Here is a 12,165-nt window from a genome sequence, read left to right on the forward strand (position 1 = left end):
TCACGCGCGCGCCCGGGCGGATCACTCCGCTTCCTTGGTCATGTTCCAGAACACCGGCACCGGCGACGGGATCATGTTCTGGATCGCGTTCCGGCGCGCCTGCGGGATCACGTATTCCCCGAGCATGAGGTAGTTGACTAAGTCCATCGCGTGCTCCTGGATCTGCACGGCGATCTCCTTCTGCGCCTCGGGCGTGTCGGCGCTGACGAAGGCCTTGCGCATCTCCTCGATCTCGGGATCGGTCGGCCAGCCGAACCAGGCGTCGTCGCCGCGCCCGTTCAGCATCACGTTGATGAGCGGGTCCGAGATCTCGGGCACCATCCAGTTGGTGAAGAACAGGTTCCAGCCGCCCTCGGACGGCGGGTTCTGCTGCGCCCGGCGCTGCACGACCGACTGCCAGTCCATCGACTGCATGTCGACCTCGAAGCCCGCCTCGCGCAGCGCCTGCGCCGCGACCACCGGCTGGTTGCTGAGACTGGTCACGTCCGTCGGCGCCATCAGCACGACCGGCGTGCCGTCGTAGCCCGCCGCCTCGAGCATGGCCCGCGCCTCCTCGGGATTCGCGCCCGAGGTGATCGGCTCGGACCCGCTCTCGTCGCCGAGCGGTGTCGCGCAGCCGAAGACCGCGCCGCAGACGTTGTAGTATTCGGGGTCGCCCTGCATCGTGGCCAGCATGTTCTCCTGGCTCAGCGCGTGCATCGCGGCCTGGCGGATCTCCTTGTTGTCGAAGGGCGGGAACAGGAAATTCGGCCGCCCGATCGTCACGTAGCCCAGTGGATCGCGCGTCTCGACGGTGACATCGGGGCTGTTCTGCAGGATCGGCATGAGGTCGATCTGCACCTGCTCGAGATAGTCGATCTCGCCGGCCGCGAGCGCGTTCATGGCGGTCAGCGCGTCGGGCATGGTCGTCCACACCACGCGGTCGACGTTCACCACCTTGCCGCCCGCCATCCACGACGGCTCGCCTTCGCGCGGGACGTAGTCGTCGAACTTCTCGTAGGTGACGTTCACGCCCGGCTCGTATTCCTCCTCGTTGAACACGAAGGGACCGGAGCCGACATATTCGGTGATGGTCTCGTCGGGCGAGGTCTCGGCCACGCGGGCGGGCATGATGAAGGGCGGCACCGCCGACTGCTTGGAGATCACGTCCATGAGCGGCGCGAACGGCTCGCTCAGCGTCCAGACGATGGTCTTGTCGTCGGGCGCCTCGAGGCTCTCGGTCACGTCGAAGATCAGCTGCCCGCCCGAACCGCGCTGGCCCCAGCGGGTGAGCGAGGCGACCACGTCGGCGCCGGTCACCGGCGCGCCGTCATGGAACATGAGCCCGTCGCGCAGGGTGAAGGTGTAGGTCAGTCCGTCCTCGGACACCTCCCAGTCGGCCATCTGCGGCTGCGGCTCGAAATTCTCGTCCACCGCCGTCAGCACGTCGTAGATCATGTAGCCGTGGTTGCGGGTGATGTGGGCGGTGGTGATGACCGGGTCCAGCACGCGCAGGCCCGAATGCATGACCGCGGTGATCGTGGTCTCGTCCTCCTGCGCGGGCGCGATTGCGGGCACGACGAGCGCGCTGCCGGCGAGAAGCGCCGCGGCCAGCCTGCGCCGGCCACGCATCGGGGATCTCAACGTCTTCATCTGGTAACTCCCTGTTGGGTCGCGTTGGGGTGGTCTTGGGCCGAGGCGGAGGGACCGCCGCGGCCGGGGCGCGCGGACATGGCCGCGCGCGGCCCCCCGAAGGCCGGGCCGTTCGGGGACAGGCGAAGCCCCGGGCGCAGCCGCTCGAAGGGCAGCGCGGCGGGATCGAAAGGCATGGGACCCGGCGCGATCCCGATCAGGATGTCGCCGGCGATGGGCGCGAAGTCCGCCCGGAAATGCGTCGAGCTCTTGACCACGAGGATTGCCTGCGCCTCGGGCGCGATGCCCACCATGCGGAACATCTCGCGGTCGGCGGTCTGGGCGATGCGGCTCGCCACCGCGATGCGCACGCCGCCCACCCGCAGGCAGGCCGCGGGGCCCAGATCCATGGCGGTGCCGCCGTAATAGGGCCCCGAGGCGATGATCCGGCCATCGGACAGGGCCTCGACCACGGCCTCGATCTCGACCGGCGTCTCGTCCGGCAGGTGCGGATGGCCGCCCACGCGGAAGGTCGCGCGGCTGCCCTGCCCCACCTCGTGGGCGCGCGCCGCCGTGGCCGGATCGACGAGGAGCCCGATCGCAGCGTCCCGGGCGTCTGCTTCGACCAGCGCGCGCAAAAGGCCGGTCGTGGCGGCGACGCCGCCTGCGCCCGGATTGTCCTGCGTGTCCGCGATGACCACCGGCCGGCCGAGGCGCGCCGCGCGTGCCGCCGCCTCGCGCACGGCGTCGGCCGCGTCGTAGGTCGTGCCGTCGAACCGGTCTTCCGCCGCGGCATAGGCGGCGGCGATGCGGTCCGCCGCGCGGTCGGCCGCCGCCTGGCTGTCGGCGTAGACCACGGCGCACGGCCCGCACATGGGAATGTCCGCGGCCGGGAAGCCCATGAAGAGCGAGGCGGCACGCACCTGCGGGTCCGCCTCCTCGATCGCCGCGAGGTCGGCATAGAGCGCGTCCGCGGGCGCGATGTCGGTACTCTGGAACGGGATCGGCACAAGGTAGTCCATCTGCCGGAAGGCGCGCGCCGGCCGCATGCCGCCGCGCATGATCCGCTCGAGGAGCGTCGCCGCCCGGCGCCCGGTCTCGGCCATGTCCACATGCGGATAGGTGCGGAAGCCTGCGCAGCCGTCGACCTCGGCCACGAAGTCCTCGGAGATGTTGCCATGGAGGTCGAGCGCCGCCACCACGGGCACGTCCGACCCCACCGCCGCGCGCACCCGGCGGGCAAGCTCGGCCTCGCCGTCGTCCAGGTGCTCGGTCACCATGGCGCCGTGCAGGTCGAGGAACACTCCGTCGAGCGGCCCCGCGGCGCGGATGCCCGAAACGATCTCCTCCGCGATGGTCTCGAACGCCTCGCGCGTCACCCTGGCCGACGGGATCGCGCCGGCCCAGAGAACCGGCACGATGTCCCAGCCGTGGTCCCGCCCGGCCGACACGGCGCCGGCGATGCCGAGGTTCACGCCCTCGACCGCGGCCAGCATGGCGTCGCCGCGGCTCAGAGGCACGTAGCCCCCGCCGGCACGGAACGCCGCGAGATCCGCCGGATCGGGCGCGAACGTGTTGGTCTCGTGAAGAAAGCCGGCCAGTGCGACGCGCATGCCCTTCCCCGGTATCCAGTCTTGGCGCCCGTCTTCGGCGCGATCGACACACAATGGTCGTCTCGACAAAAGTATCGCCAGGCGATACCCTTGTATCGTTATGACGGTAGAAGGCTTTGTGACGCGCCGTCAACAGCGAGGTTTCGATGTCCGGCATTCTACGCGCAGAACCGACGACGGTGACCGATTTTCGGTCGGAGGACGGCGATGCGCTGTTCGTGCGCGCCGCGGGACGCGCGATGCAGGTGCTCGGCGCCTTCCACCAGGCCGGCGGCCCGCTCAGCCTGAGCGAGATCGCGACGCGCGCCGGCATCGACCGCTCCGCCGCGCAGCGGCTCGTGCACACGCTGATGCGGATGGGATACCTGCGACGCGGTCCCGACGGGCGCGGCTATCTCCCCGGGATCCGGCTGCTCGATCACACGCTCGACGTGCTGCGGCTCGATCCGGTGGTACAGAAGGCGACGCCGGTCCTGCTCGAGTTGCGCAAGACGGTGCGCGAGCGCGTCGATTTCAGCCTCTACGACGAATCGCGGCTGGTCTACGCGCTGCGCATGCAGAGCAAGCGCGAGACGTTCTATGCCACGCTTGTCGGCCACAGCGTGCCCACCTACTGCACCGCGGGCGGGCGCGCCGCATTGTCGGTGCTGCCCGAGGATACCGCGCGCGAGATCGTGCAGCGCACCGCGCTCGAGCGGTTCACGCCGCGCACGCTCACCGATGCCGACGCGATCCTCGAGGAAGTGCACCGCGCGCGGCAGAACGGATTCGCCGTGGTGGTCGAGGAATTCGTGCCGGGCGAGGTCGCGCTCGGCGTGGCGATCCACCGCGGCGATGGCGTGCCGCTCGGCGCCATCCACGTCGCCGGGTCGCTGTCGGAATGGACCCCGGACGCCTTCGTGAACCAGGTCTCGCCGGTGGCGGTCGAAGCCGCCCGCGCGATCATCGGCAGCCTCTAGCCATCCTCCCTTCCGTTGCTCCCATGGCACCTTTCCGCCGCATCGCGCGTTGGAGGGCAGTATTCCGCCGTCTGCCGCGCTAGGGGCGGGACCGCGACTTCACGGGAGACACACATGAGAAGACCTCTTGCAGCTCTCTTGAGCTGTGCCGCGGCGGGCCTGCTTGCCGCCTGCACCGCCCTGCCGTCGGCTGCGCCCGTCGCAGGCCCGCGCCTGAGCCCGGAGACGCGCGCGATGTACGACGCCGTCGAGGACAACGGGCGCATCGTGCCCGCGATCGAGGCCGAGTACCTGTCGGAGGACAAGAAGCGGCAGGAGGTCACCTACCTCGCGCCCTACAGCCCCGGCACCATCGTCGTCGATCCCGGCGCCAAGCGGCTCTACCGGCTGCTCGGGAACGACCGCGCCATGCGCTACACCGTCGCGGTCGGCGCCGCGGGCTACGGGTTCTCGGGACAGGCGACCGTCGCCTATACCCGCGCCTGGCCGAACTGGACGCCGACGCAGAACATGCTGCGCCGCGAGCCCGAGAAGTACGAGCGGTACGCCGCAGGCGTCGAGGGCGGTCTCGACAATCCGCTCGGGGCACGCGCGCTTTACCTCTACCGCAACGGCCGCGACACCTACTACCGCATCCACGGCACGCCGAGCCCGTGGACGATCGGGCATGACGCGTCCTCGGGCTGCATCCGCATGTTCAACCAGGACGCCATCCACCTCGCCGCGAACGTCGACAAGGGCGCGCGGGTCATCGTCCTGCCGCGCGAGGACCGCGGCAAGTGGACCGCCTCCGACGCCGGCGACGCGGTCGCGGCCTCGGCGGACGCCGGCGCGGACGCCACCGACCCCGCCTGATCCCTCGGGCGCCTCTGCAGGCCCGGAAAACCGGGCTTGCAGAATTCTCTCATAGATTGTGCGACTCGCCCCTTGGCCGACGCACCCCGGTCAAGCGCTCGCTGCGCGGACACAACCATAAGCCTACATCCGCCGACACCACTCAACCGCGCGGCGGGAATCCGCCGCCCGGCCCGAAGTGCCGTCAGGTCATTGGATTTGAAGCCTTCCCACATGGCAGAACTTGCAGGACTGTTTTCGTATTGACGCTCGTGACCGGCCTTCGGGCCGGCGCGCTTTCCGGGTCTCCCCTGCGGTGCAACCTTTGCCGGATGCTGTTTGCCAGCATCGGATCCCGGAAGATTTGTCTACTGCAAGTTGCATAATGGGAGGGACAGCAGATGCCGTCAGCGCCGCAGAACGACACCCAGTGGTGGGTGAACGACCAGACCCCCGACAATCCGTTCGGCAAGAGCGAGGACTACGAGGGCTTCCTCGACTATCTCGGCGCGCTCGGGCGCAGCCTGACGCCCGCGATCGCCGCCGAGCCGCTGCTCATCAACGTCCAGGACCTGAACGACCATCCCGAGTACAAGGAGGCCGCGATCGGCGCGCTCGAGATGTGGTCGTCGGTCACGCCTCTCGAGTTCGAGGTCGTGGACGACCAGCCCTTCGACCGCGCGACGCAATGGATGGAGGTCGTGAGCCCGGATCTGGGCGAACCGAACGACGGCAGCGCGTTCTCGTCCAACCGCTATGTCAGCGTCGGCCAGCGCTTCCATGACACCGAACCGAACCTGACCGACATCGGCGGCTATGTGTTCGATTCCTTCGTGCACGAGTTCGGCCACGAATTCGGGCTGAACCATCCCGGGCTCTACAATTACAGCGGTCCCGGCGGCGTGCAGATCAACTACCTCAACAACGCGACCTGGACCTACGACCGCCAGCAATACAGCGTCATGTCCTATTTCGACGGCATCGACGTGGGCGAGGACAGCCGCTGGTCGTCGGTCACGCCCATGGTGGGCGACATCGAGGCGATCCTGCGCCGCTTCTTCTCGACCGTGGATGAAAACGGCGTGCGGACCTATCAGGACGTCACCTTGAACACCGGCGACGACGTCTACGGCTTCGGCAGCGACAAGTACGGCTACCTGCTCGAATCCTCCGGCATGAAGAAGGACATCGGCTTCGTCATCCACGACACCGGAGGCGACGACACGATCGACTTCTCCGGCTCGACCGCGGGCACGATCCTCGACCTGCGCGCCGGCCAGTTCTCGAGCGTCAACGGGCACAGCAACAACGTGGCGATCTTCGACGGCCACAACGCCGACGGGACCGAGTACTACATCGAGACCGGCATCGGCAGCGCCCATGACGACGTGCTGATCGGCAATGACGGCGACAACGTGCTGGACGGGCGCGGCGGCGCCGACAGCATGGCCGGCAATGGCGGCGACGACACCTACTTCGTCGACAGCGCCGACGACGTGGTGCGCGAGCTCGAGGACGGCGGCAACGACACGGTGATCGTGCTGGCCGACGACCTCGACCTGGGCGAGATCGCGAATGTCGAGACCATCCTCTACGCCGGCGCGTCGGATACCGGCCCGGACGCGCCCGACGACGATGATCCGACCGACACCGTGCCGGGCGGCTCCGGGCCGCTGCTCGTGGGCGACACGGGCAACGACACGCTGACCGGCGGCGCGGGAGGCAACACGCTCCTCGGGCTCGACGGCGACGACCTGCTGATCGGCGGGAGGGATTCGCTTGCGAGCCGCGACATCAACAACACCATCGACGTCGAGGACCTCGAAGACCAGACCGAGAGCGATGACGGTGACGACGCGCTCTATGGCGGACGCGGCAACGACACGCTGGTGGGCGGCGCGGGCGACGACCTCCTCGACGGGGGGGCCGGGAACGACGTGATGCGCGGACAGGACGGCATCGACGTGTTCCGCGGCGGCGCAGGCGTCGACACCGTGGACTACAGCCAGGAAAGCCCGTTCCAGCTGCTCGTGAACCTCGAGACCAACGTGGCGAGCGGCGGCACCGCCTCGGGCGACACGTTCTACGGCATCGAGAACCTGATCGGGTCCGACGACCGCATCGACCGCTTCATCGGCACCGACGCCGACAACCACTTCTGGGGCCAGGGCGGCGGCGACTTCTTCAACGGCGGCGCGGGCAACGACACCCTCGACGGCGGGCGCGACGGCGACATCCTCTACGGCGAGGACGGCGACGACCTGCTCATCGGCGGCGCCGGGCAGGACTACCTCGACGGCGGCGCAGGCACCGACACGGTGGACTATGCCGGCAGCTCGGACGGCGTGACGATCGACCTCGCGAACGGCACGGCGATCGGCGGCGACGGCGACGGCCCGGTGCAGATCGTCGGCCGCGGCACGCTCATCCGCAACGACATCATCGTCGACGTCGAGAACGCGGTCGGGTCCTTCCACGACGACCACCTGATCGGCACCGGCGACGTGAACGAACTGTCGGGCGGCTGGGGCGACGACACCCTGACCGGCGGCGCGGGCGCCGACATCCTGAACGGCGGCGCGGGCAGCGACACCGCCGACTATGCCGACGCCGAGGAGGGCGTGTCCGTCAATCTCAAGCGCGGCGGCCCGGACGGCGACCGCTTCGACTCGATCGAGAACCTCGCCGGTTCGGGGTCGGACGACCGGCTGACCGGCGACAATTCGGCGAACGTGCTGACCGGACAGGGCGGCGACGACTTCCTGCGCGGCGGCGGAGGCGACGACACGCTGCTCGGCGACTTCGCCTATGCGGGCGACGCGCCGCCGCAGCCGGGTTTCGGCACGGGCTACGCCACGCTCGGCCCGGACGCCACGAACAGCTCGATCGAGACCGCGTTCGACATCTCGGACAACTTCTCGCTCGAGGACGACCCGGACATCTTCGACGCGACCAGCGTCCCCCACACCACGGTCAACGCCGTGGGCACGGGTGACGGCGCCTATTACCGGATCGAACTCGCGGCAGGGACCGTGCTGACCGTGGACATCGACGGCATCGCCGATCCGAACGTCCACGACAGCTACGTGCGGCTTCTCGACAGCGACGGCGAGGTGGTGGCCGAGAACGACGATGGCGGCAGCGATCCCGGATCGAACAGCAACCGCGATTCGAGCCTCGTGCACGTGGTCGAGGAAACCGGCAGCTACTACATCCTAGAGGGCCAGTGGTCGCCCGACGCGCCCGGCAGCGGCTGGGACGAGGCAATCCCCGAAGGCTCGGAATACGAGCTGAACGTGTCGGTGGCCTTTCCGCCCGCTCCGGCGCAGCCAGGCACCGCGGGCAACGACCGGCTGACCGGCGGGCGCGGCAACGACCTGCTCGATGGCGGGCTCGGGAACGACATGCTCGACGGCGGCCAGGGCGAGGACGCGTTCCGCTTCTCGACCGAGCTCGGGCCCGACAACGTCGACCGCATCCGCGACTTCGACGTGTCCGAGGACTACATCCTGCTCGACAGCCTGATCTTCACCGAGATCGGCGCAGAGGGACCGCTGTCCTTCGGTGCGTTCCACGCGAGCGCGTCGGGCACGGCGCAGGACGGCGATCACCGCCTGCTCTACGACACCGATCGCGGCACGCTGTCCTACGACGCGGACGGCTCGGGCGACACCGACGCGGTGACGTTCGCCCGGCTCGAGGCGGGACTGGGGCTTTCCGCCTCGGACTTCGTCATCATCTGACGCACCCGGAGAGGGCGGTGCGTCCGCCCTCTCCGCCCCTCTCCGACGGAGTGCCGCCGATGCCTGTCCGCCTCGACCGCCGCGCGATCCTGCGCCTGGCCGGTGCCGTCCTCGCGGCGCTGGCGACCGGACCGGCCGCCGCGCGCGGCGACACGCTCGACGGCACGGTCGTCTTCGCCGATGGCGGCGCTGTGCCCGAGGGCCGGCTCCGGATCATCGCCGAGGATGCCGCCGGAACGGTCACCTCGGAGGTGGAGATCTCCAGCGACGGCACGGCGCCGCGCATCGGCTTCACCCTGCAGGCCGCCGGCACGGACGAGGTGGTGGCCTGGCTCGAACGGGCCGACGGCTGGGTCCTGGCGCGCGGCGCGGCCTCTGTCCCGGCGGGGGCGCCGCTCACCGTCACGCTTTACGCCGCGATGCACTGAGCGCGCGTCACGCGGCGGCGTGCGCCACGTCCGCGCGGTCGCGCCCGAGCTGCGCCCGGCCCGCGACATAGACCTGCGCCACCGCGCGGTCGTCGCCCAGCACCTGCAGCGCGAACAGCTCCTCCGACAGGCTTTCGGCCCGCGACAGGCGCAGCGCCATGTCCGGCGTCGCACGGGAATCGAGCACGACCACGTCCGCCTCGGTGCCCGGATCGAGCGTGCCGATCCGGTCGGCGAGACCCAGCACCTCGGCGTTGCCGCGCGTGATCCAGTCGAAGGCGGCAAGCGGGTGCAGCTTCTGCCCGCGCAGCTGCAGCACCTTGTAGCCCTCGGACAGCGTCGCCAGCATCGAGTAGCTGGTGCCCGCGCCCACATCCGTGGCGATGCCCGGCACGATGCCCCGCGCCCTCAGCCCCGCATCGTCGAAGAGCCCGCTGCCGAGGAAGAGGTTCGAGGTCGGGCAGAACACCGGCCGCGCACCGCGTTCGGCCAGGGCGTCGATCTCGCGCGGCTCGAGGTGGATGGCGTGCCCGAGCAGCGTGTTGCCGCGGACGAGCCCGTGGCTCTCGTAGATGCCGAGGTAATCCGGCGCGTCAGGAAAGAGCGCCCTGGTCGCGGCGATCTCGGCCGGGTTCTCGGACAGGTGCGTCTGCACCGGACAGTCGGGAAACTCCGCCGCGAGCGCCCCCGCCGCCTGCAGCTGCGCGGGCGTCGAGGTCAGCGCGAAGCGCGGCGCGATGGCGTAGCCCGCCCTGCCGCGCCCGTGCCAGCGCCCGATCAGCGCGCGGCTCTCGTCGTAGCCGCGCTGCGCGGTGTCCCGCAGGCCCTCGGGCGCGTTGCGGTCCATCATGACCTTGCCGGCGAGCATGCGCATGTCGCGCCGCGCGGCCTCGGTGAAGAAGGCGTCCACCGATTGCGGATGCACCGACCCGAACGCCACCGCGGTGGTCGTGCCGTGCGACAGCAGCAGGTCGAAGAACGCCCGTGCCATCGCCGCGGCGTGGTCCGGATCGTCGAAGCGCAGTTCGGTCGGGAAAGTGTAGGTGTTCAGCCAGTCGAGAAGCTGCGCCCCCCAGGACGCGATCATCTCGATCTGCGGAAAATGGATGTGGGTGTCGACGAAGCCCGGCAGGATCAGGTGCGGCCGGTGATCGACGACCGGCACCTCCGGGGCTGCGGCGCGCACCTCGTCCCACGTGCCGCGGGCGACGATGCGCCCGTTCGCCACGTGCAGCGCGCCGTCCTCGAGATAGGTGTAGGCGTCCCGGTCCTCGGGTCCCTCGGGGCGACGCGCGAAGCTCAGGAGGCGTCCCCGCAGGATCTGGTCGGTCGGTGTCATCTCGTCCCTCGCAAGAATGTCGCGGGCGGGCGCCACGGCCCCCGCCCGCAGGGTGTCATTCGCCCGGCTGCAGCCCGGCGGCGGGCGCGTCGGCACGGCCGCGCGTCTCGTCCCGGTGCAAGACCGGGTAGAACGCGAGGAAGGCCGCGGCCATCAGGTAGCCCAGCGCCACGGGCGTCGGCGTCGGCCATTGCAGGCTCGCCGCGTGGATCACGCCGAAGGCGGACATGACGGCGGCGGCGAAGGCGAAGCCCGCCGCGGCGCGGAAGCGCCCGTCGATCACGTCGGCGACGATCGCGCCCCAGATGAGGCCCGTCAGGATCGCGCCCTGGCTCAGCAGCAGGTGCCCCTGATAGTGCGCCCCCTGCATCAGGAGGTTGGCGGTCAGCTGCGGATCGCCGAGCGCCGGCAATCCCTCGGCCCCGCCCGCGGCGAGCGCGCTCATCATCGCGTTCCACTTGGTCACGAGGAAGCTCGAGATGTGGGGCATCATCGCGATCGTGACGGCGGCGATGTGCGCGGGCTTCACCGACTGCGCGGTGTTGGTGATGAGGCTCAGCGCCACAAAGACGAGCACGGGCGCCGCGGCGGCAGTCGGGATGAACCCGTTCAGGAGCGCGAGCCCCCCGGTGAAGGCCGCGAGCGGGATCACCGTGCCGACGCCGATCACGTAACCCGAATGGGCCCCCATCCGCTTGTAGGCCGGGTGGCCGATATAGGCGGTCGTCGGAAACGGCGAGCCGAAGACCGCCCCGATCATGGTGCCGACGCCGTCCGTCACCTGGCAGAGCCCGACGGGGTAGCTGTCGCCCACGGCCTCGGCGCTCTCGACGTTGTTCATGGTCTCGATGAAGTTGTAGATCTGCACCGGCACCAGCACGAGGAACAGCTCCGGATTGGCGAAGAGGTGCGAGATGCCCGCGACGAGGTCGCCGAGATAGGGCATCGGCAGGTAGAGGCCGACATTCGAGGTGTCGATCTCGGCCTTTCCGAGCGCCAGCGCGACCGCGGTGCCCGCCACGAGCGCGAGCAGTCCCGCCGGCACGTTGCCGGGCAGGCGGAAGCGGCCGACGAGGCCCCAGAGGATGATGATCATCGAGGCGAAGCCCACGTACGGGTCCTCGAACACCGTGGCGAGCGGCACCGTCCCGATGAAGACGAGCGCGATGCCGCAGAGCGTGCCGAGCATGCCCGCGCGGGGCGTCACACGCTTCAGCCATGGGCCGACCAGCGCGCCCGCGGCCGCCACGATCCCGCCGATGAATCCCGCGCCGATGCCCACCTGCCAGGCGAGGACCGGGTCCTCGGTCGCCCAGTAGATCGGGCCGATCACGCCGAAGAGGTAGACGAACATCACCGGCGTCGAGATGCCGTAGGGCAGCGCGGTCACGTCGCGTCCGGTGCGCTCGGCGGTGCGCTTGGCGAGCCAGACATAGACCGCGACGCCGGCGATGATGGCGACGGCGGCGCCCGGCACGATGCGGCCGAACACGATCTCGCCCGGCATGCCGAACACGAAGCGGCAGATGCCCGAGAGCACGATCAGGTTCACGAGGTTGTCGGTGAAAAGCGCCCAGAAGGCGCTGAAGTCGCTGCGCGAGAACAGCCTGTAGCTGTGATGGCCGGTGTCCATGCCGG

Annotated in this window: 8 protein-coding genes; 4 read left to right on the forward strand and 4 right to left on the reverse strand. The window is 69.9% G+C overall.

Annotated elements, in window-relative coordinates; all coding sequences use genetic code 11:
• Window positions 1-21: 21 nt before the first annotated feature.
• Together RISW2_RS12000 and RISW2_RS12005 are read right to left on the reverse strand one after the other, a co-directional pair.
• Window positions 22-1,632 (reverse strand): ABC transporter substrate-binding protein, encoded by a 1,611-nt coding sequence (locus RISW2_RS12000; RefSeq protein WP_043771357.1) that lies wholly within the window; start codon window positions 1,630-1,632, stop codon window positions 22-24.
• A complete protein-coding gene (locus RISW2_RS12005) occupies window positions 1,629-3,224 on the reverse strand; it encodes a M81 family metallopeptidase (protein ID WP_051491983.1) in 1,596 nt (531 codons plus the stop codon). The genes RISW2_RS12000 and RISW2_RS12005 overlap by 4 nt, the downstream gene beginning before the upstream one ends.
• Before the next feature lie 179 nt (window positions 3,225-3,403).
• On the opposite strand from RISW2_RS12005, the gene RISW2_RS12010 reads away from it, so the two are divergent.
• From RISW2_RS12010 to RISW2_RS12025, 4 genes are all read left to right on the forward strand, one after another.
• Window positions 3,404-4,183: an IclR family transcriptional regulator gene (locus tag RISW2_RS12010; RefSeq protein WP_244437556.1), complete on the forward strand. Its 780-nt coding sequence runs from the start codon at window positions 3,404-3,406 to the stop codon at window positions 4,181-4,183.
• 114 nt (window positions 4,184-4,297) lie between these two features.
• Window positions 4,298-5,038 carry a L,D-transpeptidase gene (locus RISW2_RS12015; protein WP_043771359.1) on the forward strand — a complete coding sequence of 247 codons (741 nt, stop codon included), beginning with the start codon at window positions 4,298-4,300 and terminating at the stop codon, window positions 5,036-5,038.
• A gap of 380 nt (window positions 5,039-5,418) precedes the next feature.
• Window positions 5,419-8,760, forward strand: a complete 3,342-nt coding sequence (locus RISW2_RS12020) for a M10 family metallopeptidase C-terminal domain-containing protein (protein ID WP_043771363.1) — start codon at window positions 5,419-5,421, stop codon at window positions 8,758-8,760.
• A 59-nt stretch (window positions 8,761-8,819) separates the two neighbouring features.
• On the forward strand, window positions 8,820-9,188 hold the full coding sequence (locus tag RISW2_RS12025) for a hypothetical protein (protein WP_043771366.1): 369 nt from the start codon (window positions 8,820-8,822) through the stop codon (window positions 9,186-9,188).
• Window positions 9,189-9,195: 7 nt separating this feature from the next.
• On the opposite strand, the gene guaD is transcribed toward RISW2_RS12025, so the two are convergent.
• A complete protein-coding gene (gene guaD, locus RISW2_RS12030) occupies window positions 9,196-10,527 on the reverse strand; it encodes a guanine deaminase (RefSeq protein WP_051491999.1) in 1,332 nt (443 codons plus the stop codon).
• 55 nt (window positions 10,528-10,582) lie between these two features.
• On the reverse strand, window positions 10,583-12,160 hold the full coding sequence (locus tag RISW2_RS12035) for a permease family protein (protein ID WP_043771369.1): 1,578 nt from the start codon (window positions 12,158-12,160) through the stop codon (window positions 10,583-10,585).
• Window positions 12,161-12,165 lie beyond the last annotated feature (5 nt).

The sequence above is a fragment of the Roseivivax isoporae LMG 25204 genome (assembly GCF_000521865.1).
In the GTDB taxonomy this organism is placed as follows: domain Bacteria; phylum Pseudomonadota; class Alphaproteobacteria; order Rhodobacterales; family Rhodobacteraceae; genus Roseivivax; species Roseivivax isoporae.